We start from the raw sequence: 23399 nt of genomic DNA on the forward strand, positions 1-23399 counted from the left end.
CCCGGAGGGGCTGAAAACGCACGCCCGACGGGCTGGAGTGCGCGCCCGGGGGGTGGTGCCCGGGCGCGCTTCCGGCTAGACGGAGGCTTCGGCCGTGGCCGGGGTGTCCGCGTTCTCCGGGTGGTGGCAGGCGACCTCGTGGCCCGGCTTCAGGGCCACCAGGGGCGGTTCCTGCTTGCCGCAGATCTCCGTCGCCTTCCAGCACCGCGTGTGGAAGCGGCAGCCGCTCGGAGGGGAGATCGGCGAGGGGACGTCGCCCTTGAGCAGGATGCGCCCGCTCTTGACGCCCCGGCGGCGCGGGTCGGGGACCGGCACGGCCGACAGGAGCGCCTTGGTGTACGGGTGCATGGGGCTCGCGTACAGGGAGTCGCGGTCCGTCAACTCCACGATCTTGCCCAGGTACATCACCGCGATCCGGTCCGAGACGTGCCGGATGACCGACAGGTCGTGGGCGATGATCACGTAGGTGAGGCCCAGCTCCTCCTGGAGGTCGTCCAGCAGGTTCACCACCTGGGCCTGGATCGAGACGTCCAGCGCCGAGACCGGCTCGTCCGCGACGACCAGCTTCGGCTTCAGCGCCAGGGCCCGCGCGATGCCGATGCGCTGACGCTGGCCGCCGGAGAACTCGTGCGGGTAGCGGTTGTAGTGCTCGGGGTTCAGGCCCACCAGCGACAGCAGCCGCTGGACCTCCGCCTTGAGCCCGCCCTCGGGGTTGACGCCCTGGAGCTTGAAGGGGGCGCCGACGATGGTGCCGACCGTGTGGCGCGGGTTCAGCGAGCCGTACGGGTCCTGGAAGATCATCTGGACGTCGCGGCGCAGCGGCCGCATCGCCCCCACGCCGAGGTGGGTGATGTCCTTGCCCTCGAACTCCACCGTGCCACCGGTCGGTTCGAGCAGCCGGGTGATCAGCCGGCCCATGGTCGACTTGCCGCAGCCGGACTCGCCGACGATGCCGAGCGTCTCACCGCGGCGGACGTCGAAGTCGATGCCGTCGACGGCCTTCACGGCCCCGGCCTGGCGGCGCAGCAGCCCCTTGTGGATGGGGAAGTGCTTGACGAGGCCGGTGACCTTGAGCAGGGGCTCCTCGGCGGTGCCGGCGCCGTCCGCGGTCCGGTCCGCCGCCTGCTCCGCCGTCTTCTTCACGTCCGTCGTATCGGTCACAGCTTCGGCGCAATCTCTTCGGTCCAGATCCGGGTCCGGTCCTCCTGCGACATGTGGCAGGCGGACCAGTGTCCGGCACTGGTCAGGGCCAGCTCGGGCCGCTGGGTGCGGGTGACGCCGCCCTTGGGCACGTCGGCGAACGGGCAGCGCGGGTGGAAGGCGCAGCCGCTCGGGATGTTGATCAGGCTGGGCGGCGAGCCCTTGACCGGGATCAGCCGCTCGGTCTGGTCGCGGTCGATGCGCGGCATGGAGCCGAGCAGGCCCCAGGTGTACGGGTGCCGGGGCTCGTAGAAGACCTGCTCCGCGCTGCCGCGCTCGACGCAGCGGCCGCCGTACATCACGAGGATCTCGTCGGCCATCTCGGCGACCACGCCCAGGTCGTGCGTGATCATGATGACGGCCGAGCCGAACTCCTTCTGCAGGTCGCGGATCAGGTCGAGGATCTGCGCCTGGACGGTGACGTCGAGGGCGGTCGTCGGCTCGTCCGCGATGAGCAGTTCGGGGTTGTTGACCAGGGCCATCGCGATCATCGCGCGCTGGCGCATGCCGCCGGAGAACTCGTGCGGGTAGGAGTCCACCCGCTGGTGCGGCTCGGGGATCCCGACCCGGTCGAGCATCTCGATGGCCCGCGTGCGGGCCGCCTTCTTGTCGACGTCCTGGTGGGTCCGGTAGGCCTCGATGATCTGCTTGCCGACCGAGTAGTACGGGTGCATCGCGGACAGCGGGTCCTGGAAGACCATCGCCATCTTCTGGCCGCGGAGCCTGCGCACGTCGTCGGCGTCGGCCCGGACCAGGTCCTCGCCGTCCAGCACCACCTCGCCGGAGATGTGCGGGCGGCTGCGGGTGTTGCCGGTGCGGTGCAGGCCCATGATGGCCAGCGAGGTCACCGACTTGCCCGAGCCGGACTCGCCGACGATGCCGAGCGTCTTGCCGCGCTCCAGATCGAAGGAGAGTCCGTCGACGGACTTGACCAGGCCGTCGTCGGTCGGGAAGTGGACCTTGAGGTCGCGCACCGAGAGGAAGGCACGGGCGGGATCCGAGGGACCCGCCTGCTCGGGCACGAGGGAAGGGGTCGAAGGGGTCTCGGTCACGTCAGCCTCACGCGCGGGTCGATGACGGCGTACAGCATGTCCACGATCAGGTTGGCCATCACCACGAAGAGCGCGGCGAGCAGGGTGATCCCCATGATCACGGGGAGGTCGCCCTGGCCGATGGCGGCGACGGCCGCCGTTCCCAGACCTTGGAAGTTGAAGGTCGTCTCGGTCAGTACCGCGCCACCGAGGAGTCCGCCGAGGTCGAGGCCGAACATCGTGACGATCGGGGTGAGCGTGGAGCGCAGGGCGTGCTTGCGGATGACCACGCTCTCGGTGAGGCCCTTGGCCCGGGCGGTACGGATGTAGTCCTCGCCCATCACCTCCAGCATCGTGGCGCGGGTGATGCGGGCGTAGGTGGCGGCGAAGAGGAAGGCCAGGGTGATCCAGGGCAGGATCATGCTGTTGAGCCAGGCCGCCGGATCCTCGGTGATGGGGCGGTAGTTGGAGACGTCCAGCCAGCCGAGGCCGTAGACGAGGACGGCCGGGGCGACCATGCCGGTGAAGAAGATGGGGAGCGAGACGCCGGCGAGCGCACCGACCATGACCGTTCGGTCGATGGCCGTTCGGCGTTTGAGCGCCGAGACCACGCCGGTGGCCACGCCCGCGAGCACCCAGATGACGGCGGCTCCCGAGGCGAGCGAGAGGGTGACCGGCATGCGGCTGGTCATCAGCTCCCAGACGGGGGCCTCGCTCTTGAAGGAGTAGCCGAAGCAGGGGGCGGGGCAGTGCGTCTGCTCGACGCCGGAGTCGTAGTCGCGACCGGCCACGACTCCCTTGAGGAAGAGCAAGTACTGCTCGGAAATGGGCTTGTCGAAGCCCATCTTCACGCGGATGCCCGCCAAGGCGGTTTCGTTGGTCTCGCGGCCGGCGTACATGAGCGCCGGGTCGGACCCGGTGATCTTCGGCACCGCGAAGAAGATGCCAAAGGTGACCACGGAGACCACCAGCAGAGTGGCGACGACGTTGAAAAGCCGCCTGATGAGGTAGACGAGCACTGCAGTCGGCCGCTCCGGCGGGTGGCCGCCGCCCCTTGTGGGGACGGCAGCCACCGCCTAACGGCCTTCACCTGCCCTTCGGACTAGCGCATGTGCGGTGAAGGCACGTGCCGACTGTTACTTGACGACGCCGAGGGTGGCGAGGTCGATGCGGCCCATGGAGTCGTTGAAGTAGACGTTCGTCAGCCGCGGGTTGTGGTAGACGAGGGCCTTGTCGAAGTTGATGGGAAGGTAGAGCGCCTTCTCCATGATCTTCTTGTTGATGTCGGTGTAGAAGGGCGCGGCCTCTTCCGGCGTGGCGGCGGAGGCGGCCTTCTTGAACAGCCCGTTGACCTCGGGGTCGTTCAGCATCGTGTAGTTGTTGTTGCCGTTCGGCAGGATGAACGAGCCGTCCACCAGCGGCTGCAGGAAGCCGGCGCCGCTGTTGAAGTCGGCACCCCAGCCCATGACGATGATGCCGTAGTTCTTCTTCTTCACGTTCTCGGGCGAACCGATCGTGGAGGAGGAGAGCTTGCCGTCGTACTGGTCGATCGTCGCGTCGATGTTGATGGCCTTGAGCGCGGCCTGGAGCGACTCGGCGGTCTTGACCTCGGGGGCGCGGTTGTTGCGCACCGCGATGGTGGTCTTGAAGCCGTTGGGCTGGCCGCAGGCGGCGAGCGCGGCCTTGGCCTTGTCGACCTGCGGGGCGCCGGCGGTCAGGCCCCACGGGTCGTAGGACTTGTCGGAGCCGGGGATGCCGGGCGGCAGCATGTTCGCGCCGAGGTCACCGCTGGTCGGGCCGCCGCGGGCGGTCTGCAGGGACTTCGGGTCGGCCGCGTAGATGACGGCCTTGCGGCACTCGATGTTGTCGAACGGCGCGACCGTCTGCGGGAAGGCCATGTAGCGGATGTAGCCCGTGAAGGGGTTGTCCGCGTTCTTCTTCAGGTCCGGGCTCTGCAGGATCTTGTTCTTCGCGGCCTGCTGGACGCCGGTGCCGTCGACGGCGAGGTCGATGTCGCCGCTCAGCAGACGCTGGTCCATGTCGTCCGGGTTGGTGGTGACCGTGAAGGAGACCTTGTCCGGCAGCGCCTTGCGGATCGTGTCGGTCTTCGGGTCCCAGTTCTCGTTGCGGACGAACGTGGCGCCCTTGCCCGCGGTGAAGGACTCGACCTTGTACGGGCCGGTGGAGACCGGCTTGTTGGTGTACTTGGCGCCCTCGTCCTTGCCGACCGGGACCGGCGAGGAGGACGGCATGGCCAGCAGGTAGCTGAAGTCCGAGTTGGCGCTCGCCAGGTTGAAGACGATCGTCTTGTCGTCCGGCGTCTGGACGGACTTGAGACCCATCTTGTTCGGGTCGCTGTCCTTGTACGGGCCGGGGTACTTCTGGCCCTGGTCCAGCTGGTCGATCAGGTACGTCGGACCACCGGAGAGGACGTCCTGCGCGAAGACGCGCTCGACGCCGTACTTGATGTCCTTCGAGGTGATCGGCGTGCCGTCCTCGAACTTCACGCCGTCCTTGAGCTTCAGCGTGTAGGTCTTGCCGTCGTTGCTGAGCACCGGCAGGGCCTCGGCGAGGTCCGGGACCAGCTTGGTGCCGTCCTTGCCCGGCTTGCTGTCGTAGGCCAGCAGCTGGCGGATGTACAGGCGCTGGATGTTCCAGACGAAGCCGTAGTAGGCGCGCGCCGGGTCGAGGTAGTCGACGTCCTGGGGCGACCAGAGCTTGAGCTCGCCGCCCTTCTTGTCGGAAGCGTTGACCACGCCCTTGGTCGCGGCGTCGAAGGCGGCTCCGGTGGAGGCCTTGTCCTTCGCACCGTCATCGCCCTTGCCACCGCACGCGGCGGTCAGCGACAGGGCTGCGACCACGGCGGTGATCGCGATTGCCTGCTTTCTGCGGATCACGTTTGTCCAACCTCCATGAGTGGATGACATGAGTGGATGAGTCGAGGGACTCGGATCAGTTGCCCTTGGGGTCGAGCGCATCGCGCAGACCGTCCCCGAAGAGGTTGAACGCCAGGACGGTGATGAAGATCGTCACACCGGGGACCACCATGTACATGGGGTCGAACTGGTAGATGGGGACCGCGTCGGAGAGCATCTTTCCCCAGGACGCGGTGGGCGGTTTGACGCCCGCTCCGAGGAAGCTCAGGGCCGCTTCCGTCAGGATGTTGGTCGGGATGATCAGCGTCGAGTAGACGAGGATCGGCGCCACCAGGTTCGGCAGCAGCTCCTTGAACAGGATGTACGCCCGCCCCGCGCCGAGGCTGCGGGCGGCCTCCACGTACTCGCGCTCGCGCAGCGAGATCGTCTGGCCGCGCACGATCCGGCCGATGTACGGCCAGCCGAAGAAGCCGATCACCAGGACCAGGACGCCCATCCGGACGCCCGAACCCTCGAACCCCCAGAGGGAGTTGGGGACCACGGACACCAGGGCGATGGTGAAGAGCAGCTGCGGGAAGGCCAGCAGCAGGTCCATGACGCGGCTGATGACTCCGTCGACCCAGCCACCGAGGAAGCCCGCCAGCGTGCCCAGCAGGCTGCCGATGACGACGGAGACGATGGCCGCCAGGAAGGCGACGGTCAGGGAGATGCGGGCGCCGTAGACGATCCGGCTGAACACGTCGCGTCCGTTGGTGGGTTCGACGCCGAGCAGGAAGTCGGAACTCATTCCGCCGTAGGAGCCGATCGGCGTGCCCAGGTTCGGGTCGATCAGGTCCTCGTGGAACTCGTTGGGCGGGTGGCCCAGCAGGCTCACGATCTGCGGCGCGAACACCGCCACCAGGATCAGGAGGAGCACGACGATGCCGCCCGTGAGCGCGACCTTGTCGCGCTTGAGCCGCATCCAGGCGATGCGGCCGGGTGAGCGGCCTTCGATGGCCTTGGCTGGGACGTCGGCTACGGACACGGGAGCGGGCGTTTCCGCGCTCGTGTCATGCAGTGGTGCCGTCATCGTGGTGGGGACCCCTCTCGGCCGACGGGTGGGTCGGCCCATGCCCGCCGCTGTGGCGGCGTTGGTGCGGAGTGGCGCTCGGAGTGCGTGGGACGGTGCGCCCGGGTGTGACCGTGCGGTGCACGGGAGTGCACGGAACTGCGGGAACTGCGCGTACTGCGGGGACTGCGTTTGCTTCAGTGCGTTGTCTTCGGTGGCGCGTGCTGCGTGGTGCGTGAGGTGCAGGAACCGCTGGAAGTGCAAGGTGAAGTGCAGAGTGAAATACAGATGCCGAGCCGGGTAACAGCAGGACTGATCGGCTCTTGGGTGGGGAGTCTTCATGGGGCCCTCGATCACCCGCCAGACCCGCAGATGAATGGATGCGCAACCGTGATGTGCGGACCCGTGACCCGCTATCCGGACTTCGCTGGCCCCTCAGCGGAGCAAGACCGTCCGTTCGGTACGGAATCGGACATCCGGGCCAACTCTCGCTTCTCGTGTGCTATTTGGACACGGGCGACGGGGCAAATCCGGACAACGCAAAGGCCGCACGGAAGCGGGTTCCATGCGGCCTGATACGGCGGTCTCAGCAGGTGGTCAGTACGCCGGCGCCTGACCCTCGCGGTCGTAGAACGGCCGCGCCTGGGCGCGCAGCCACATCGCGACGGGATCGTGCTCGTCCGCGAGCGCGACCGTGCACACCGGCACCCCCTCGGGCACGGCCCCCACGGACTGGCGCATCATCTCGCGCACCGACTCCAGCGCGGGCACGGAGGCGTCGTAGAGGTCGAGGCCCACGGCGAGGTAGGGCGAGCCGAGCACCGGCTGGACCCAGGCGCGCCGCAGCGAGCGCACGGCGGGCGTGCGGTGGGCGTGCTGGGTGAGCAGCCCGTAGAACTGCGGGAGTTCGATCGAGGGCTCGGACAGCCGCAGCGGCCCGGCGGGCATCCGGTCCAGGCCCGTGGCGATCCGGCGCAGGTCGGCCCAGGGAATGCCGAGGCCGCCGCCCTGGGCGTGCGGATTGAGCCACAGCCCCCAGCGGTCCGGGTAGAGGGCGCGGGCGACGTCGCGCCCGGTCACCACCTCGTAGCCGCGGTTCCAGCCGCTCGCGGCCAGCTCCTGCGGGGAGGTCACGCAGGGCGCGTAGCCGAGCCCCTCCACCTCCATGCCCCCGTACTGGGCGTCCGGCGAGCCGGACTGCCCCTGCCACAGCAGCATCCACAGCCGGCCCTCGGCCAGCCCGTGGAGCAGCTGCTCGTAGCTGTCGTAGCGCCCGGGTGTCACCTGGCGCAGCATGTGCTCGACCTGCCCGGCCGCGGCCGTGCCTGACGCACTCACCCGGTACCCCTCTTCGTCCGCCCGTCGTCCACGCGTACCCCCGGGCCACGCGTGCGGCCGGGCAATGCGAACAGCTTAAGCGCGACTACGGCAGGTAGAACGGGCGCACGCGCTCACGGATCCAATCGGCCACCGGGTCCTCGACCGCGTCGAGCAGGATCAACTGCACCGGCCAGGGCGGTCGGACCCGTCCCAGGGCCCGTCCCAGGGCGTCCATCGGGGCGTTGCGGTGCTCCGGTTCCCATCCCAGCAGGCGGACACCGATGTACAGCTGCGGGGCCGCGCCCTCGACGCTGGCCAGGCAGCGGTGGGCGGCGGCGACCACCGCGCTGGCCCGGAACTCCTCGCCGGCGGCGGCCAGGAAGTCCACGGGGTCCTCCTGCCAGTCCGGCTCGTACAGCCGGACCCGGCCGCCCGTGGCCGGGCCGTCCAGCTCGCTGCGGCCGGCCCGGCAGAGCAGCGCCACGGCGGGCGGCGGCAGCGGGACGCCGACGGCGCCCTCGGGGTTCACGGCGATGCCGAGCTGCGGGGGCAGGCCGCGGGCGAACTCGACGGCGGGCGCGACGACGAAGTCCATGCCCGTGCCCACGCAGGCGAGGAACTGCGCCTCGGAGCTGTAGACGGGCGCGTAGGCCTCGCCGCCGATGTCCATGGTCGCCAGGGTCAGGCTCCCCGCGTCGGGGCCGCCGCCGGCGGGCAGCGGTACCCAGACGTGACTGCGGGCCAGCGTCTCCAGGATCCGCGGTCCGGCCTGCGGGTCCCCCATCGCCGTGCCCAGGACCGCTTCGAGTTCGTTGGCCGGCCAGCCACTGCCCTGCATGCCCGTGTTCTCCCCGTGTGCGTACGGTCGCGAAGGCCGCCGCGGCGCCGGTCCGCGGACCGGCGGCCCGTGGGCCCTGTCACCGGTGAGGCTAATGCGTCCCGGGCCCGGAGCCGAAGCCGATCCGGGTCACTGCGGCCGCGGCCGCCCGGTCGAGCAGGACGGCGGAGGCGCAGCCCGCCGGCAGCCGGCCCGCCTCGGCCTCGCGCAGCAGCCGGGTGACCGCGCCGCGGTGCCGGGCGAAGGCGTACGTCGACACCCCGCGCCCCCGGGCCGCCTGCCCGGCCAGCGCCTCCTCGGCGGTGGCGTCGAGCAGCACCAGGTGCAGGGCCCGGCCGCGGCGGCGGGCGGCCCCGGCCAGCAGCGCCCGTACCCAGGTCTGCGTGCCGCAGTCGTGGACGACGGCGGAGCCCCCCGAGCGCAGCACCCGCCACAGCCCCCAGTAGTGCGCGGCGCGCACCAGCGGGCGGTAGGCGGCGTACGGCAGGGCCCGGGGCATCCGGCGCTCCCAGCGCTCGCGGGCGTCCTGGGAGTCGATCCCGCCGCCCGCGACGGCCCGCTTGATGAGGGTGCTCTTGCCGCCGCCGGGCAGGCCGGACACGACGACGATGTCGCCCTCGGCGAAGCCGAGGCGGGCCGGGCCGCGGCTCGCGCCGCCCCGGCCGCGCAGGTCCCGCACGGCGGCCGCGGGGGCGGCGGCCGCGCCTCGTGGCCGGCGCCCCGGTTGGACCGGTACGGCGCCCACCGGCGCACCCGCTCCCGCCACCGTCCCGGCCGCCGCTCCTGCCGTCGTCCCCGCTGCCGCGCCGATTCTGCGCACAGTGATCGCCTCCCCCGGATCGGGTCACCAGGACCCTTGCCCCCTGAGTGTAAAGAGACGGTAATGCGGCGGACATGGTTCCGGTCGGGTCATCGCGCCGGAGCGGCGGCCCGGGCCGGGGCGCGGGTCACATCCGGGACCCGCACGCCCATTCGCGGCCGGGCCGTGCAATGATGTGCGCCATCTGGACCCAACTGCATAAAGGCCGCTCGAATCCGCGCGGGAGAGTCCCGGGAGCTGCTCCGCACCCCGGGCGCCGAAGGAGCAAGACCCTCCCTTGAATCTCTCAGGCCCCGTACCGCGTGGATGAGGCAGATCTGAAAAGCGAGCCGTACCGCCTTCCGGCCGGTGCGCTCCACCCAAGGTGCAAGTCGAGGAACTCTCGGCGAACCTCTCAGGTTCCGATGACAGATGGGGAGGATCCTCCTCGTCATGTCATGCCCTGTCGATGTTCCGGGACCTGGGAGCCACACCCATGAGCACTGCCCCCCGCCTGACCGCCCTTGACGCGCTGCACCGTTCCCTCGGTGCGACGATGACCGACTTCGCGGGCTGGGACATGCCGCTGCGCTACGGCAGCGAGCGCGACGAGCACAACGCCGTGCGCACCCGGGCCGGCCTCTTCGACCTCTCCCACATGGGCGAGATCACGCTGACCGGCCCCGAGGCCGTCAAGGTCCTCGACTTCGCCCTGGTCGGCAACATCTCCACCGTCGGAGTCGGCCGCGCCCGCTACACGCACATCTGTCGCGAGGACGGCGGCATCCTGGACGACCTGATCGTCTACCGCCTCGGCGAGACCGAGTACATGGTCGTCGCGAACGCCTCCAACGCCCAGGTCGTCCTGGACGCGATCACCGAGCGCGCCGCCGGCTTCGACGCCGAGGTCCGCGACGACCGCGACGCGTACGCCCTGCTCGCGGTCCAGGGGCCGGAGTCCCCCGACATCCTGAAGTCGCTCACCGACGCCGACCTCGACGGGCTGAAGTACTACGCCGGTCTGCCCGGCACGGTGGCCGGGGTGCCCGCGCTGATCGCGCGCACCGGCTACACCGGCGAGGACGGCTTCGAGCTGTTCGTCTCCCCCGAGCACGCCGTGGAGCTGTGGCAGGCGCTGACCAAGGCGGGCGAGGGCGTCGGCCTGATCCCCTGCGGCCTGTCCTGCCGCGACACGCTGCGCCTGGAGGCGGGCATGCCGCTGTACGGGCACGAGCTGACGACCGCGCTGACCCCGTTCGACGCGGGTCTGGGCCGGGTCGTGAAGTTCGAGAAGGAGGGCGACTTCGTCGGCCGCGCCGCCCTGGAGGCCGCCGCCGAGCGCGCCGCCTCCGCCGCCCCGCGCAAGCTCGTCGGTCTGATCGCCGAGGGCCGCCGCGTCCCGCGCGCCGGGTTCCCGGTCGTGGCCGACGGCCAGGTCATCGGCGAGGTCACCTCGGGCGCCCCGTCCCCGACGCTGGGCAAGCCGATCGCGATGGCGTACGTCGACGCGTCGCACGCCGCACCGGGCACCTCCGGCGTCGGCGTGGACATTCGCGGTACGCATGAGCCGTACGAGGTCGTGGCCCTGCCGTTCTACAAGCGTCAGAAGTGACGCTTCCCCCCATCGGGAAGCCCGCTCCGCGCACCACGACGGACGTCACGGCGCGCCCCGCACCGGGCGCCGTACCTCGTCACACCCCTGTTCATCAGCACTCCCCCGCATCCAGGAGAATCAGGTCATGAGCAACCCCCAGCAGCTGCGTTACAGCAAGGAGCACGAGTGGCTGTCGGACGCCGTGGACGGCGTCGCGACGGTCGGCATCACGGAGTTCGCGGCCAACGCGCTCGGTGACGTCGTCTACGCACAGCTGCCCGCCGTGGGCGACACCGTGACCGCGGGCGAGACCTGCGGCGAGCTGGAGTCGACCAAGTCCGTCAGCGACCTGTACTCCCCCGTCACGGGCGAGGTGGTCGAGGCCAACCAGGACGTCGTGGACGACCCGGCGCTGGTCAACACCGCTCCGTTCGAGGGTGGCTGGCTGTTCAAGGTGCGCCTCGCGGGCGAGCCGGACGACCTGCTCAGCGCGGAGCAGTACGCCGAGCTCACCCACTCCGACAACTGACCCCAGGGGATCCTGATGTCTGTTCTCAACACCCCGCTGCACGAACTCGACCCGGACGTCGCCGCCGCTGTCGACGCCGAACTCGTGCGCCAGCAGTCGACCCTGGAAATGATCGCGTCGGAGAACTTCGCTCCGGTCGCCGTCATGGAGGCCCAGGGCTCGGTCCTGACCAACAAGTACGCCGAGGGCTACCCCGGCCGCCGCTACTACGGCGGCTGCGAGCACGTCGACGTGGTCGAGCAGATCGCGATCGACCGCATCAAGGCGCTCTTCGGCGCCGAGGCCGCGAACGTGCAGCCGCACTCGGGTGCGCAGGCCAACGCGGCCGCGATGTTCGCGCTGCTGAAGCCGGGCGACACGATCATGGGCCTGAACCTGGCCCACGGCGGTCACCTGACCCACGGCATGAAGATCAACTTCTCCGGCAAGCTCTACAACGTGGTCCCGTACCACGTCGACGAGACCGGCCGGGTGGACATGGCCGAGGTCGAGCGCCTCGCCAAGGAGTCCAAGCCGCAGATGATCGTCGCGGGTTGGTCCGCCTACCCGCGCCAGCTGGACTTCGCCGCCTTCCGCCGCATCGCGGACGAGGTCGGCGCGTACCTGATGGTCGACATGGCGCACTTCGCCGGTCTGGTCGCCGCGGGCCTGCACCCCAACCCGGTGCCGCACGCCCACGTCGTCACCACCACCACGCACAAGACCCTCGGCGGTCCGCGCGGTGGCGTGATCCTGTCCACGCAGGAGCTGGCCAAGAAGATCAACTCCGCGGTCTTCCCGGGTCAGCAGGGCGGCCCGCTGGAGCACGTGATCGCGGCCAAGGCGGTCTCCTTCAAGGTCGCCGCCTCGCCCGAGTTCAAGGAGCGCCAGGAGCGCACCCTGGAGGGCGCGAAGATCATCGCCGAGCGCCTGGTGCAGGAGGACGTCACCAAGGTCGGCGTCTCCGTGCTCTCCGGCGGTACGGACGTCCACCTGGTCCTGGTCGACCTGCGCGACTCCGAGCTGGACGGCCAGCAGGCCGAGGACCGGCTCCACGAGATCGGCATCACGGTCAACCGGAACGCCGTCCCGAACGACCCGCGGCCGCCGATGGTCACCTCGGGCCTGCGGATCGGCACCCCGGCGCTGGCCACCCGCGGCTTCGGCGCCGAGGACTTCACCGAGGTGGCCGAGGTCATCGCCGCCGTGCTGAAGCCCGAGTTCGACGCCGAGGACCTCAAGGCGCGCGTCTCCGCGCTCGCCGCGAAGTTCCCGCTGTACCCGTCGCTCTAGCGCGCCCGGAGGGTCCGGCCCTGTTTTCCACAGGCCCGGGCCCTCTTTGGCGACCAAGGTCCCAGACGGGCATGCCTTTCTGCCTATGAAATAGCCAAATTACGGCAAATAGGCTTCACGTAAAGGCGCGGCAGCAGCCAGCCAGGCATTCCCCGTCAGGACGGACACCCCATCTCATGGACATGAGCGCAGCGAACAGGAAGGGACTCAGTCTCTTCGCGCTGATCATGATCGGCATCGGTTCGATCTTCGGCTCCGGCTGGCTCTTCGGAGCGGGTACGGCGGCCCAGGTCGCGGGCCCGGCGGCGCTCGTCGCCTGGGTGATCGGCGCCGTCTTCATCGGCATGATCGCCATGTCCTACGCCGAGGTGGGCGCCGCCTATCCGATCCCGGGCGGCATGGCCCGCTACGGCCACCTCTCGCACGGTCCGGTGCTGGGCTTCATCACCGGCTGGGCGGTCTGGATCGCGGTCGCCTCGCTCATCCCGATCGAGTCGATCGCCGCGACCCAGTACATGTCCTCCTGGAGCTTCGACTGGGCCAAGGACCTGGTCGACGCCCGGTCCCACCAGCTGACCACCTTCGGCATGCTGGTCGCCCTGGCGCTGACCGTGCTGCTGTGGCTGTCCTGCTACTGGTCGGTCCAGCTGCTGGCCCGGATCAACGCGGGGCTGACCCTGGTCAAGTTCGCCATCCCGGTGCTCGCCGTGATCGCGCTGGTCGCCTCCGGCTTCCACACCGAGAACTTCACCGCGCACGGCGGCTTCGCGCCGAACGGCTGGTCCGCCGTCCTGACGGCCGTCACCACCTCCGGCGTGGTCTTCGCCTTCAACGGCTTCCAGGCCGTGGTCAACCTCGGCGGGGCCGCCAAGAACCCCGGCCGCGCCATCCCGATCGCCCTCGTCGGCGCGCTCTCCCTGGGCCTGGTCATCTACCTGGCCCTGCAGGCCGCCTTCCTGGGCGCCGTACCGCCCGAGCACCTCGCGCAGGCCGGCGGCTGGGCCGGGGTGAACTTCAACTCCCCCTTCGCCGAGCTGGCCAAGCTGCTGATGATCCACTGGGTCGTGGTGATGCTCCAGTTCGGCGCCTTCATCTCGCCCGCCGGTTCCAACATCGCGAACGTGGCCTCGGCCGCGTACATGGTGCAGAACCTCTCCGAGACCGGCTTCTTCCCCAAGAAGCTCAAGGAGACCCACCCCGTCTACGGCACCGCACGGCCCGCGATGTGGCTGAACCTCGGCTTCTCCGTCCTGCTGCTGGTCACCGTCGGCCACAGCTGGAAGACCCTGGCCCCGATCATCTCGGCCGCCATGGTCATCTCCTACCTGATCGGCCCCATCGCGGTCGGCGTCTTCCGGGTCACCAAGCCCGGCCTCAAGCGGCCCTTCCGGCTGCCCCTGGCGGCCGTGCTGTGCCCGCTGACCTTCGTCTTCGCGGCCTGCGCGCTGTACTGGTCGAAGTGGCCGAACACCGGCATCGTGACCGCGCTCACCCTGGTGGCGGCCCCGATCGCGGCGGTCGTACTGGCCCGCAAGGGCGAGAAGGACCTGGTCAGGCAGTTCGCCCCGGCCTGGTGGATCGTCGTCTTCCTGGGCTGCCTGTCGCTGCTGTCCTACCTGGGCAGCACCGACTTCGGCGGCACCGGCCGGATCCCGGACGGCCTGGACATCGCCCTGGTCGCGGGCATGGCCGTCGCCGTCTACTACTGGGCCGTGCGGGCCGGCATCAAGGCCCACCGGGACGGGCTCCCGGGCCCGGACCCGGTGCTGGACGCCGACCCCGACGCGGCCGGGCCCGCCGCGGAGGGCGCCGCCGCCGACGAGCGGGGACGTGAGCTGTCGCACGCCTGACCCTTCCGTGACCCGTCCGGCAGCCGAGCCGTTCACCTCACCGCGTTAAGCTCGGCTGTCGGACAAAATCCGAACAATCCACCTCTCCTGCCCCCTCCCACCCCACGAGCAGACAAGGGAGTCCGCCACCGTGGCCATCTCCGTCTTCGACCTTTTCTCCATCGGCATCGGTCCGTCCTCGTCCCACACGGTCGGCCCGATGCGCGCCGCGCGCATGTTCGTGAACCGGCTGAAGAAGGACGGTGTCCTCGCCCAGACCTCCTCCGTACGGGCCGAGCTCTTCGGCTCGCTCGGCGCCACCGGGCACGGCCACGGCACCCCCAAGGCCGTCCTGCTGGGCCTGGAGGGCCACTCCCCCCGCTCCGTGAACGTGGAGACCGCCGACGCCGAGGTCGAGCGGATCCGGCAGAGCGGTCGGCTGCGCCTGCTGGGCGCGGAAATAGGCGATGGCCACGAGATCGACTTCGACGAGCCGAACCAGCTGATCCTGCACCGCCGCCGGTCGCTGCCCTACCACGCGAACGGCATGACCCTCTTCGCCTACGACGAGACGGGCAACCCGCTGCTGGAGAAGACCTACTACTCGGTCGGCGGCGGGTTCGTCGTGGACGAGGACGCGGTCGGCGAGGACCGGATCAAGCTCGACGACACGGTGCTGAAGTACCCCTTCCGCTCCGGTGACGAGATGCTGCGGCTCGCGAACGAGAGCGGCCTGTCGATCTCCTCGATGATGTTGGAGAACGAGAAGGCCTGGCGCACCGAGGAGGAGATCCGCGAGGGCCTCCTGGAGATCTGGCGCGTCATGCAGGCCTGCGTCGCGCGCGGCATGTCCCGCGAGGGCATCCTGCCGGGCGGTCTGCGGGTCAAGCGCCGCGCCGCGGGCACCGCCCGCCAGCTGCGCGCCGAGGGCGACCCGCAGGCGCACGCCATGGAGTGGGCGACGCTGTACGCGATGGCCGTCAACGAGGAGAACGCGGCCGGCGGCCGGGTCGTCACCGCCCCCACCAACGGCGCGGCGGGCATCATCCCGGCGGTCCTGCACTACTACATGAACTTCGTGCCCGGGGCCGACGAGGACGGCGTGGTCCGCTTCCTCCTCTCGGCGGGCGCCATCGGCATGCTGTTCAAGGAGAACGCCTCGATCTCCGGCGCCGAGGTCGGCTGCCAGGGCGAGGTCGGCTCGGCCTGCTCGATGGCGGCGGGCGCCCTCGCCGAGGTTCTGGGCGGCACCCCGGAGCAGGTGGAGAACGCGGCCGAGATCGGCATGGAGCACAACCTCGGCCTGACCTGTGACCCGGTCGGCGGTCTGGTGCAGATCCCGTGCATCGAGCGCAACGGCATGGCGGCCGTCAAGGCGGTCACCGCGGCGAAGATGGCGATGCGCGGCGACGGCAGCCACAAGGTCTCCCTCGACAAGGTCATCAAGACCATGAAGGAGACCGGCGCCGACATGAAGATCAAGTACAAGGAAACGGCCCGCGGCGGCCTCGCGGTCAACGTCATCGAGTGCTGATCACGGCGTGATGCCGTGCCGTTCGGCACCACCGACCAGCCCAGATGCACCCCTTCTGGACAATCCAGTCCGCATAAATGGCGGGAAACATTTGTTTGAAATGGATTGATCATGCTTGAGGGGGAACCACCGTGTCTGGGCTGGTTTCTTCATGATCCGGTACGCAAAGGTGGGACCTGCGACGTTGCACGCAGTACCCGGCGGTCGGCCAACCGTCTTGGACCACATGCCTTTTGCTCACTGGAGGACTCGATCATGGCAAGCATCCGCACCATCCGCGTGATGGCGGCGCTCGCAGCGCTCCCCCTCGCCGCCGCCCTGTGCACGGGCGTGGCGCAGGCCGACAACGGAGCCGGCGCGGCCAACGCGTCGAACGCGGCCGTCGCCAGCATCCTCGGCAGCGGGGTGGGCGGCGGCAACCTCGGCAACTCCTCCACCGCGCAGCAGGTCGCCACCGGTTCCGGAGCCTCGAACCAGAACAACACGGCGCAGTCGAACGGCTCCGGCTTCACCGCCATCGGGCAGTCCAACACGCACGAGTCCGTGGTCTTCAACCCGGTCCCGTAAGGCGCACGACCGCTCCCGGGGCCCGGTCCGCATCGGCGGACCGGGCCCCGGCCGTGCGCCGCGTGCAACCGCGAGGCCGTATGGCGTGTCTTCCACGATGACACTACTGTCCCCACATCCGAAGAATCGGGGGACGTCATGCTGGACCACCTCATACGCTCCGTCCGCAACTCCGTCCACTCGTCGCGGCGCGGTACGCGCCCCGGCTCCGTCCACCGGCGGCGGCTGGCGGCCGTCACCGCCGGGTTGCTCCTCACCGCCGGCCTCGGGCTCGCCGCGCCGGCCTCGGCGTCCGCCACCCAGACCCCGCTCGTGACCAATGCCCGCTGGGGCGGGCACTGCACCTACGACCGGATCGTCGTCGACCTCCAGGGCTACGTCCCCGGGGTCACCGTCACTCCCGTGTCCGAGCTCGTCTACGACGGCTCCGGCAAGCCCGTCCCGCTCGCCGGGAAGTACTTCCTGGAGATCCGCCTGCACCCGGCCCAGGCGCACGACGACGCCGGGCACTCCGTCTACACCGGCCCCAGGCTCCAGAAGATCTACCTCAGCAAGCTCAAGGGCCTCGCCTTCACCGGCGACTTCGAGGGGTACGTCACCTTCGGCGCCGCCTTCGACACCGCACCGCAGTTCACCACCTCCACGCTCCACAACCCGGAGCGCTTCGTGGTCGACATCGCCCACCCGAACGTCTGCTGAGACGCCTCGGGTGCCGCGCACACCCGCGCGGCTGCGCCGCCGACGGCCCGTTGGCCCTGGTCAGGTAGGGTCAACGGGCCTTGGTGTACGGGAAACCGGTGGGAAACCGGTGCGGCCCTCGCCACTGTGAACGGGAAGTCCGGCGCCATCCCCGCGGGGAGCCACTGGACCGGGCGGGAGACCGACCGGACCGGGAAGGCGGCGCCGCGGCATCAGCACCCGTGAGCCAGGAGACCGACCGGGGTGCGTTGTTCCATCCACGAGGTGCTGGAGAGGTCTCCCTACACATGCATATAGCCGAGGGGTTCCTACCCCCCTTGCACGCGGCCGCCTGGGGCGTCGCGTCCGCCCCCTTCGTCGTCCACGGCGTGCGCGCCCTGACCCGCGAGGTCAAGGCGCATCCCGAGAGCACCCTGCTGCTCGGGGCGTCCGGTGCGTTCACTTTCGTCCTGTCCGCCCTGAAGATCCCTTCGGTGACGGGCAGTTGCTCGCACCCCACCGGGACGGGGCTCGGCGCGATCCTGTTCCGCCCGCCGATCATGGCGGTGCTCGGCACGATCACCCTGTTGTTCCAGGCCCTGCTGCTGGCCCACGGCGGGCTGACCACGCTCGGCGCGAACGTCTTCTCGATGGCGATCGCGGGACCCTGGGCCGGGTACGCCGTCTACCGCCTGCTCAAGCGGTTCGACGCGCCCCTGATGGTCTCGGTCTTCTTCGGCGCCTTCTTCGCCGACCTGATCACCTACTGCGTCACCAGCGTGCAGCTCGCGCTGGCCTTCCCCGACCCGGCGTCCGGCTTCGCGGGCTCGCTCGCGAAGTTCGGCGGGATCTTCGCCGTCACCCAGATCCCGCTGGCGGTCAGCGAGGGCCTGCTCACCGTGCTCGTGATGCGGCTGCTGATGCAGTCGAGCAAGTCGGACCTGGTCCGGCTCGGCGTGGCCGGGCTGACCGGCGCCCGCGGCACCGCGCGGCACGAGCAGGGGACGGCCGTCCGATGACCAGGAACGCGAAGATCAACACCCTGCTGCTGCTCCTGGTGGCGGCGCTGGCGGTGCTCCCGATCGCCCTGGGCCTCGGCGAGGGCAAGGAGGAGCCGTTCGCGGGCGCGGACGCGCAGGCGGAGACGGCGATCACCGAGCTGAAGCCGGACTACGAGCCGTGGTTCTCACCGCTGTACGAACCCCCCTCCGGGGAGGTCGAGTCGGCGCTCTTCGCCCTCCAGGCGGCGCTCGGCGCGGGCGTGCTCGCCTACTACTTCGGGGTGCGCCGCGGGCGCCGTCAGGGCGAGGCCGCCGCCGCGGCCGGCGCGGACCGCGGGGACGACCCGGGCTCCCGGGGCGCGTGAGGCGGTGCTGCCCATCGACGCCGCGGCGCACAGCAGCCGCTGGCGCCGCCGACACCCCCTGGAGAAGGCCCTGCTGGGGCTCGGGCTGACCGTCACCGCGGTCTGCCTGCCGCCCTGGCCCGGCGGACCGCTGGTGGCCGCCACCACCCTCGCCGTGCTGCTCGGCCCGGCGGGGGTGCCCCCGCGGCAGTTGTGGCGGGCCTTCCGGATCCCGCTCGGGTTCTGCTTCACCGGGGCGGCTCCCCTGCTGTTCGCGGTGGGCGGTCCGACGGGGCTGGTCGCCCTGGCCCCGGACGGCCCGCGGCACGCCGTCGAACTGCTGCTGCGCACGTCGGCGGCCTCGCTCGGCGTGCTCCTGTTCGCCTTCACCACCCCGGTCTCGGACGTGCTGCCCCGGCTGGTGCGGGCCGGGGTGCCGGCGCCCGTCGTCGACGTGGCGCTGGTGATGTACCGGATCGGCTTCCTGCTGCTGGACTCCCTCGCCCAGGTCCGCCGGGCCCAGGCGGCCCGGCTCGGCCACGCGGGCAGGGCCGCCGCGTGGCGGTCCGTGGCGGGGCTGGCGGCGACCGCCTTCGTCCGCGCCTTCGACCGCGCCTCCCGGCTCCAGAGCGGGCTGGCGGGGCGCGGTTACGACGGCACGCTGCGGGTGCTCGTACCGCAGTCCTCCCCGTCCTGGCGGTTCCTGACCGCGTCGGGCGCCCTGCTCGCCGCGCTGGTCGCCGTCACCCTCGCCTCGAAGGACTTCGTCTCGTGAACGCACCCGTGGAACCCGAACCGCTCGTCCGGCTGGCGGGCGCGGGCTACGCCTACGAGGACGGCCCCGCCGTCCTGTCGGGCGTGGACTTCCCGATCGCCCCGGGCCGGGCCCTGGCCCTGCTGGGCCGCAACGGCAGCGGCAAGACCACGCTGATGCGCCTGCTCAGCGGGGGGCTGCGCCCCGACGCGGGCGAGCTGTACCTGGACGGGGAGGCGGTCTCCTACGGCCGCGCCGGGCTGACCCGGCTGCGCAAGGCCGTGCAGCTGGTGGTCCAGGACCCGGACGACCAGCTCTTCGCCGCCTCCGTGGAACAGGACGTGTCCTTCGGTCCGATGAACCTGGGGCTGTCGGTCCCGCAGGTGCGGGACCGGGTCGACGCGGCGCTGGCCGCCCTCGACATCACCGCGCTGCGGGACCGGCCCACGCACCTGCTGTCCTACGGCCAGCGCAAGCGGGCCGCGATCGCGGGCGCCGTGGCGATGGCGCCCCGGGTGCTGATCCTGGACGAGCCGACGGCCGGGCTCGACCCGGACGGCCAGGAGCGGCTGCTGGAGGCCCTGGCGGGGCTGCGCGCGGCCGGGACGACCGTGGTGATGGCGACGCACGACGTGGACCTCGCCGTGCGGTGGGCCGACGACGCCGCGATCCTGACCCCCGGCGGCATCCGGCTCGGCCCGGCGCAGACCCTGCTCGCGGACCCCGAGCTGCTCGCCTCGGCGGGGCTGCGCGCCGCCTGGTCCCCCGCGGTGACGGCCGTGCTGCGCGCCCACGGCCTGCTCGCCCCGCAGGCACCGGGCCCCAGGACCCCGGAGGCCCTGGCCGCCTGGCGCTGAGCGGCGCCGGGGCGCGGTGCCCGGTCCGGGCGAACCTAGGATGACCGCATGTCGCTGCCGCACGCCATCCTCACCGCGCTCCTGGAGAAGCCCTCGTCCGGTCTGGAGCTGACCCGGCGGTTCGACAAGTCGATCGGGTACTTCTGGTCGGCCACGCACCAGCAGATCTACCGCGAGCTGGGGCGGCTGGAGGAGGCCGGGCTGATCCGCGCGCTGCCGAGCGAGCAGCCCGTGCGCGGCCAGCGCAAGGAGTACGAGGTGCTCGCGGCCGGGAGCGCCGAACTGGCGCGCTGGATCGGGGAGAGCCAGGATCCCAAGCCGATCCGGGACCCGCTGCTGCTGCGGGTGCGGGCGGCCGGGGTGGTCGGGGTGCGGGGGCTGGGGCCGGAGCTGCGGCGCCACCTGGAGCTGCACCGGCGCCAGTTGGCGGAGTACGAGGCCATCGACGCACGGGACTTCCCGCCGGGCCGGGACGCCGACGAGGACCGGGTGCGCCGCCTCGTCCTGCACGGCGGGCTCGCCCTGGAGACCTTCTGGCTGAGCTGGCTGGAGGAGGCGGTGGCCGAGGTGGACCGCCTGTCCGAGGAGCCCGGCGAGGAGCTTGGCGGGCGCTGACGCGCCTGGGGGTGCCTGGTGGGTCTCCGTGGGGAAGGAGCGGCGTCCGGTGCGTGCTCTCGGTGCGCCGGCCGGAAGTCCGCGTACTGGACGTACTCGGGCTTTCGGCCGGTGCGGCGAGAGTGCGTGCCGGGCGTCGCGACGCCGCGGAGACCCACCAGACACCCCCTGCCCCGGCAGGTGGGGGCGCAGGCGCGTGCGGTGCTGACCGGCAGGGACTACTTGTTCAGGGAGGCCCAGAACTCGTCGAAGCTCATCTGGCCGTCGCCGTTGGCGTCCTTGCTCGCGACGATCGCGTCCGCGACGGCACCGGTGACGTACGCGTCGCCCATCGCCTTCATGGCCGCGCTGTACTCGTCGGCCGAGACGAAGCCGTCGCCGTCCGCGTCGAAGCGGTCGAACGTCGCCCGCGCGCTCTCGATGTCCGCCATGGGTCCACCCCTTCTTGGTGCTTGTTGACCGGCTCAGGGTAGCGGCCCCGGGAGGCGTCTCCCGCCGGGGGGCCCGATCGAGCGGTCGATAGAAATTCGATTACCCCGGAGTAAGGCGGAAGCAACAATTCCAGCCAACAAATCGGACCCCCACTTGTCACGCTCCGGGATCACGGCATAACGTACCGACATTGCCGCCACACCAGGAGCGCAGGGCTCCCAGGGACAAGCGGCAACAAGGGCGATCACACAGGTGACGATCACAGTTGACGCATCATTCGAAGTTCTGCCCTTCACCCGCACCTGCCGCCACATCTGGGAAGATGGCGACCATGTGCTGATTGGCGTAAGTCCTGGTAACAGTTACTTCACCGCCGAGCGCATCAGCAGCCTCACCCAGTGGGCCACGACCCGCTTCGCGCAGGTCGACTTCGTCTACGCAGACCTCCACGTGGACCGGATGTTCGCCGCCTTCGGTTACACGCAGGAGCACGCCGAGAAGCGTGCCACCAAGGAGATCAAGGCGGTCCGGCGGCGGATCTTGAAGGGCGTCGGGGAATCGGCTCCCCAGGACGCGGAGATCCGGGTGAGGGCACTCTCCGAATTCCAGGGCAACCCGGTGTACGAACTTCTGCACCGACGCGTGCTGCATTTCCTGGAAACCGACGACGAATTCCGCAAGGGGTGCGAGGAAATGGCACTCCACTTCGTGGGTTCGAAACTCCCCGAGGGCGAATCCATCACCGACGAGCAGTTGCGGGTCTGTTTCGACTACATGGCCGCCGAGCTGCCGTTCTTCCTCGACACCCCGAGCATTCTCGGAGTGCCCTCCTCCGTCGCGGCCTACCACGTCAAGATGCCGCTGACCGATGTCCTCTACGCACGCGGCGGCGGCCTCCGCGCCACCCGCAACCAGGCCTCCGCCGTCGTACGGCCCGAGGTCCTCGCGAGCACCACGCACAGCGCACACACCGCACCAACCGAAGGGACCGTCGATGAGCGTCGAGCAGCTTGAGGGCACGGAGGACGCGGCGGTCCTCGACTTCCCCCTCTCCCGGCGCGGCGACGTGCTGCCCGAGGAGTGCGCGTGGCTGCGCGAGAAGGCCCCGGTCGCCAAGGTCCGCACCCTCACGGGCGACCCGGCCTGGCTGGTGAGCAGCTACGCGCTGGCCAAGCAGGTGCTGGAGGACGAGCGCTTCAGCCTCAAGGACACCGCGAACGCCGGGGTGCCCCGCCAGTACGCGTTGACGATCCCCCCCGAGGTCGTCAACAACATGGGCAACATCAACAGCGCCGGGCTGCGCAACGCCGTCATGAAGGCGCTCAACCCCCGCCAGAAGGGGCTCCAGGAGTGGCTTGCCGCCAAGGCCGGGGAGCTGATCGACCAGATCGTCGCCGAGGGGGGACCCGCGGACCTGCGGGCCGGCTTCGCCGACCCCTTCTCCGCGGCGCTGCACTGCCAGGTGCTGGGCGTGCCCTTCGAGGACTGGCGGCGGCTGATGTCCGGGCTGGACGTCGCCTTCATGACCGCGCGCGAGCCCTTCGCCGACTCGGCCCTCAACTGGTACAAGGACGTCGGGTACTTCTCCGACGCGCTGCGGGCGCAGCTGGCGCTGCCGGCCGAGGAGCGAACGGGGCTCCTCGGAAAGTTCGCGGAGCTGAGGGAGGCCGACCCCGAGTCGGCGCACCTGAGCGACGACATGTTCGCGACGGTGGCCGTCTCGCTCTTCGGCGCGGGCGCGGTCTCCACCTCGGCCTTCCTGGTGCTCGCGGTCCTCGCGCTGCTCCAGCGGCCCGAGTTGATCGACTACCTGCGCGCCCACCCGGAGCGCATGGGCCGGGCCGTGGACGAACTGCTGCGCTGGAACCTGTCCGTCGGTGACGGGCTGCCGCGCATCGCCCTGGCGGACGTCCGGGTCGGGGACGTGCTGATCAAGGAGGGCGAGCTGGTCCTCGTCCTCCTCGAAGGCGCGAACTTCGACCCGGAGGCCTTCGAGCGACCGGACGAGCTGGACCTGGAGCGCGACGCGCCGAACGCGAACCTGGCCTTCGGCGCGGGGCGGCACTTCTGCCCGGCGTCGGCGCTGGGCCGCGCCCACGCCGAGATCGCGCTGTCGGTGCTGGTCGACCGGCTGCCGCGGCTGCGGCTCGCGGTACCGGCCGAGAACCTGGTGTGGCGCACGGGCTTCATCAAGCGGCTCCCGGAGCGGCTCCCCGTCGCCTGGTAGGCGCGGCCGCCGCACGTGACGGTGCCCCGGAGGTCGGCGGACCTCCGGGGCACC

At 70.7% G+C, this 23399-nt stretch carries 23 protein-coding genes and 2 riboswitches; of the genes, 14 read left to right on the plus strand and 9 right to left on the minus strand.

Annotation, left to right across the window (positions count from 1 at the left end; genetic code table 11):
* Window positions 1-75: 75 nt before the first annotated feature.
* The 8 genes from ACFWAR_RS21930 to ACFWAR_RS21965 form a co-directional block, all read right to left on the minus strand.
* The gene (locus ACFWAR_RS21930; protein ID WP_385779620.1) at window positions 76-1143 is read right to left on the minus strand and encodes an ABC transporter ATP-binding protein; all 1068 of its coding nucleotides are present in this window, start codon (window positions 1141-1143) and stop codon (window positions 76-78) included.
* A gap of 14 nt (window positions 1144-1157) precedes the next feature.
* On the minus strand, window positions 1158-2222 hold the full coding sequence (locus ACFWAR_RS21935; RefSeq protein WP_385779622.1) for an ABC transporter ATP-binding protein: 1065 nt from the start codon (window positions 2220-2222) through the stop codon (window positions 1158-1160).
* A 26-nt stretch (window positions 2223-2248) separates the two neighbouring features.
* Window positions 2249-3250, minus strand: a complete 1002-nt coding sequence (locus tag ACFWAR_RS21940; protein ID WP_385779579.1) for an ABC transporter permease — start codon at window positions 3248-3250, stop codon at window positions 2249-2251.
* A 117-nt stretch (window positions 3251-3367) separates the two neighbouring features.
* Window positions 3368-5158, minus strand: coding sequence for an ABC transporter substrate-binding protein (locus ACFWAR_RS21945; RefSeq protein WP_385779581.1), 1791 nt, complete (start codon window positions 5156-5158; stop codon window positions 3368-3370).
* A gap of 25 nt (window positions 5159-5183) precedes the next feature.
* Window positions 5184-6176, minus strand: a complete 993-nt coding sequence (locus ACFWAR_RS21950) for an ABC transporter permease (protein ID WP_385779583.1) — start codon at window positions 6174-6176, stop codon at window positions 5184-5186.
* A gap of 576 nt (window positions 6177-6752) precedes the next feature.
* Window positions 6753-7493 carry an enhanced serine sensitivity protein SseB C-terminal domain-containing protein gene (locus ACFWAR_RS21955; protein WP_354379993.1) on the minus strand — a complete coding sequence of 247 codons (741 nt, stop codon included), beginning with the start codon at window positions 7491-7493 and terminating at the stop codon, window positions 6753-6755.
* A gap of 85 nt (window positions 7494-7578) precedes the next feature.
* Complete coding sequence (locus ACFWAR_RS21960) at window positions 7579-8313, minus strand: enhanced serine sensitivity protein SseB (RefSeq protein ID WP_385779585.1); 735 nt, start codon at window positions 8311-8313, stop codon at window positions 7579-7581.
* Between the two features lie 91 nt (window positions 8314-8404).
* On the minus strand, window positions 8405-9139 hold the full coding sequence (locus tag ACFWAR_RS21965) for an AAA family ATPase (RefSeq protein ID WP_385779624.1): 735 nt from the start codon (window positions 9137-9139) through the stop codon (window positions 8405-8407).
* Between the two features lie 204 nt (window positions 9140-9343).
* Window positions 9344-9444: riboswitch (glycine riboswitch) on the plus strand.
* 164 nt (window positions 9445-9608) lie between these two features.
* Between ACFWAR_RS21965 and gcvT the strand changes: the two genes are divergently transcribed.
* The 12 genes from gcvT (at window position 9609) to ACFWAR_RS22025 (ending at window position 20686) form a co-directional block, all read left to right on the plus strand.
* Complete coding sequence (gcvT, locus tag ACFWAR_RS21970; RefSeq protein WP_385779587.1) at window positions 9609-10724, plus strand: glycine cleavage system aminomethyltransferase GcvT; 1116 nt, start codon at window positions 9609-9611, stop codon at window positions 10722-10724.
* A gap of 127 nt (window positions 10725-10851) precedes the next feature.
* Window positions 10852-11235, plus strand: a complete 384-nt coding sequence (gene gcvH / locus ACFWAR_RS21975; protein ID WP_385779589.1) for a glycine cleavage system protein GcvH — start codon at window positions 10852-10854, stop codon at window positions 11233-11235.
* 15 nt (window positions 11236-11250) lie between these two features.
* On the plus strand, window positions 11251-12507 hold the full coding sequence (gene glyA, locus ACFWAR_RS21980) for a serine hydroxymethyltransferase (protein WP_385779591.1): 1257 nt from the start codon (window positions 11251-11253) through the stop codon (window positions 12505-12507).
* 182 nt (window positions 12508-12689) lie between these two features.
* The gene (locus ACFWAR_RS21985; RefSeq protein WP_385779593.1) at window positions 12690-14357 is read left to right on the plus strand and encodes an APC family permease; all 1668 of its coding nucleotides are present in this window, start codon (window positions 12690-12692) and stop codon (window positions 14355-14357) included.
* Between the two features lie 130 nt (window positions 14358-14487).
* Window positions 14488-15870, plus strand: coding sequence for an L-serine ammonia-lyase (locus ACFWAR_RS21990; RefSeq protein WP_385779595.1), 1383 nt, complete (start codon window positions 14488-14490; stop codon window positions 15868-15870).
* Between the two features lie 255 nt (window positions 15871-16125).
* Entirely contained in the window at window positions 16126-16437 is a 312-nt protein-coding gene (locus tag ACFWAR_RS21995; RefSeq protein WP_385779597.1) for a hypothetical protein, read from the plus strand.
* A 138-nt stretch (window positions 16438-16575) separates the two neighbouring features.
* On the plus strand, window positions 16576-17136 hold the full coding sequence (locus tag ACFWAR_RS22000) for a hypothetical protein (RefSeq protein ID WP_385779599.1): 561 nt from the start codon (window positions 16576-16578) through the stop codon (window positions 17134-17136).
* 40 nt (window positions 17137-17176) lie between these two features.
* A riboswitch (cobalamin riboswitch) is annotated at window positions 17177-17394 on the plus strand.
* Between the two features lie 29 nt (window positions 17395-17423).
* Entirely contained in the window at window positions 17424-18134 is a 711-nt protein-coding gene (locus ACFWAR_RS22005) for an energy-coupling factor ABC transporter permease (RefSeq protein ID WP_385779601.1), read from the plus strand.
* Window positions 18131-18481 (plus strand): energy-coupling factor ABC transporter substrate-binding protein, encoded by a 351-nt coding sequence (locus tag ACFWAR_RS22010; RefSeq protein ID WP_385779603.1) that lies wholly within the window; start codon window positions 18131-18133, stop codon window positions 18479-18481. Before ACFWAR_RS22005 ends, ACFWAR_RS22010 begins: the two co-directional genes overlap by 4 nt.
* Window positions 18482-18485: 4 nt before the next feature.
* Window positions 18486-19235: a cobalt ECF transporter T component CbiQ gene (gene cbiQ / locus ACFWAR_RS22015; protein WP_385779605.1), complete on the plus strand. Its 750-nt coding sequence runs from the start codon at window positions 18486-18488 to the stop codon at window positions 19233-19235.
* Window positions 19232-20071: an energy-coupling factor ABC transporter ATP-binding protein gene (locus tag ACFWAR_RS22020; RefSeq protein WP_385779607.1), complete on the plus strand. Its 840-nt coding sequence runs from the start codon at window positions 19232-19234 to the stop codon at window positions 20069-20071. Before cbiQ ends, ACFWAR_RS22020 begins: the two co-directional genes overlap by 4 nt.
* Window positions 20072-20119: 48 nt before the next feature.
* Window positions 20120-20686, plus strand: coding sequence for a PadR family transcriptional regulator (locus ACFWAR_RS22025; RefSeq protein WP_385779609.1), 567 nt, complete (start codon window positions 20120-20122; stop codon window positions 20684-20686).
* 218 nt (window positions 20687-20904) lie between these two features.
* Here ACFWAR_RS22025 and ACFWAR_RS22030 read toward each other — a convergent pair whose 3' ends face one another.
* The gene (locus tag ACFWAR_RS22030; RefSeq protein WP_354379979.1) at window positions 20905-21117 is read right to left on the minus strand and encodes an EF-hand domain-containing protein; all 213 of its coding nucleotides are present in this window, start codon (window positions 21115-21117) and stop codon (window positions 20905-20907) included.
* Between the two features lie 253 nt (window positions 21118-21370).
* On the opposite strand from ACFWAR_RS22030, the gene ACFWAR_RS22035 reads away from it, so the two are divergent.
* Together ACFWAR_RS22035 and ACFWAR_RS22040 are read left to right on the plus strand one after the other, a co-directional pair.
* Complete coding sequence (locus ACFWAR_RS22035) at window positions 21371-22132, plus strand: tRNA-dependent cyclodipeptide synthase (protein WP_385779611.1); 762 nt, start codon at window positions 21371-21373, stop codon at window positions 22130-22132.
* Complete coding sequence (locus ACFWAR_RS22040; protein ID WP_385779613.1) at window positions 22113-23345, plus strand: cytochrome P450; 1233 nt, start codon at window positions 22113-22115, stop codon at window positions 23343-23345. Before ACFWAR_RS22035 ends, ACFWAR_RS22040 begins: the two co-directional genes overlap by 20 nt.
* Window positions 23346-23399: the final 54 nt, after the last annotated feature.

Origin of the sequence: Streptomyces sp. NPDC059917 (genome assembly GCF_042730635.1) — a bacterium.
Lineage (GTDB): Bacteria > Actinomycetota > Actinomycetes > Streptomycetales > Streptomycetaceae > Streptomyces.

Bases quoted from the DNA above. Each gene is read 5' to 3' on its own strand.
- ACFWAR_RS21945 (WP_385779581.1), bottom strand. From the start codon at position 5,158: ATGTCATCCACTCATGGAGGTTGGACAAACGTGATCCGCAGAAAGCAG.
- ACFWAR_RS21950 (WP_385779583.1), bottom strand. From the start codon at position 6,176: ATGACGGCACCACTGCATGACACGAGCGCGGAAACGCCCGCTCCCGTG.
- ACFWAR_RS21960 (WP_385779585.1), bottom strand. From the start codon at position 8,313: ATGCAGGGCAGTGGCTGGCCGGCCAACGAACTCGAAGCGGTCCTGGGC.
- gcvT (WP_385779587.1), top strand. From the start codon at position 9,609: ATGAGCACTGCCCCCCGCCTGACCGCCCTTGACGCGCTGCACCGTTCC.
- gcvH (WP_385779589.1), top strand. From the start codon at position 10,852: ATGAGCAACCCCCAGCAGCTGCGTTACAGCAAGGAGCACGAGTGGCTG.
- glyA (WP_385779591.1), top strand. From the start codon at position 11,251: ATGTCTGTTCTCAACACCCCGCTGCACGAACTCGACCCGGACGTCGCC.
- ACFWAR_RS21985 (WP_385779593.1), top strand. From the start codon at position 12,690: ATGAGCGCAGCGAACAGGAAGGGACTCAGTCTCTTCGCGCTGATCATG.
- ACFWAR_RS21995 (WP_385779597.1), top strand. From the start codon at position 16,126: ATGGCAAGCATCCGCACCATCCGCGTGATGGCGGCGCTCGCAGCGCTC.
- ACFWAR_RS22000 (WP_385779599.1), top strand. From the start codon at position 16,576: ATGCTGGACCACCTCATACGCTCCGTCCGCAACTCCGTCCACTCGTCG.
- ACFWAR_RS22005 (WP_385779601.1), top strand. From the start codon at position 17,424: ATGCATATAGCCGAGGGGTTCCTACCCCCCTTGCACGCGGCCGCCTGG.
- ACFWAR_RS22010 (WP_385779603.1), top strand. From the start codon at position 18,131: ATGACCAGGAACGCGAAGATCAACACCCTGCTGCTGCTCCTGGTGGCG.
- ACFWAR_RS22025 (WP_385779609.1), top strand. From the start codon at position 20,120: ATGTCGCTGCCGCACGCCATCCTCACCGCGCTCCTGGAGAAGCCCTCG.
- ACFWAR_RS22030 (WP_354379979.1), bottom strand. From the start codon at position 21,117: ATGGCGGACATCGAGAGCGCGCGGGCGACGTTCGACCGCTTCGACGCG.
- ACFWAR_RS22040 (WP_385779613.1), top strand. From the start codon at position 22,113: ATGAGCGTCGAGCAGCTTGAGGGCACGGAGGACGCGGCGGTCCTCGAC.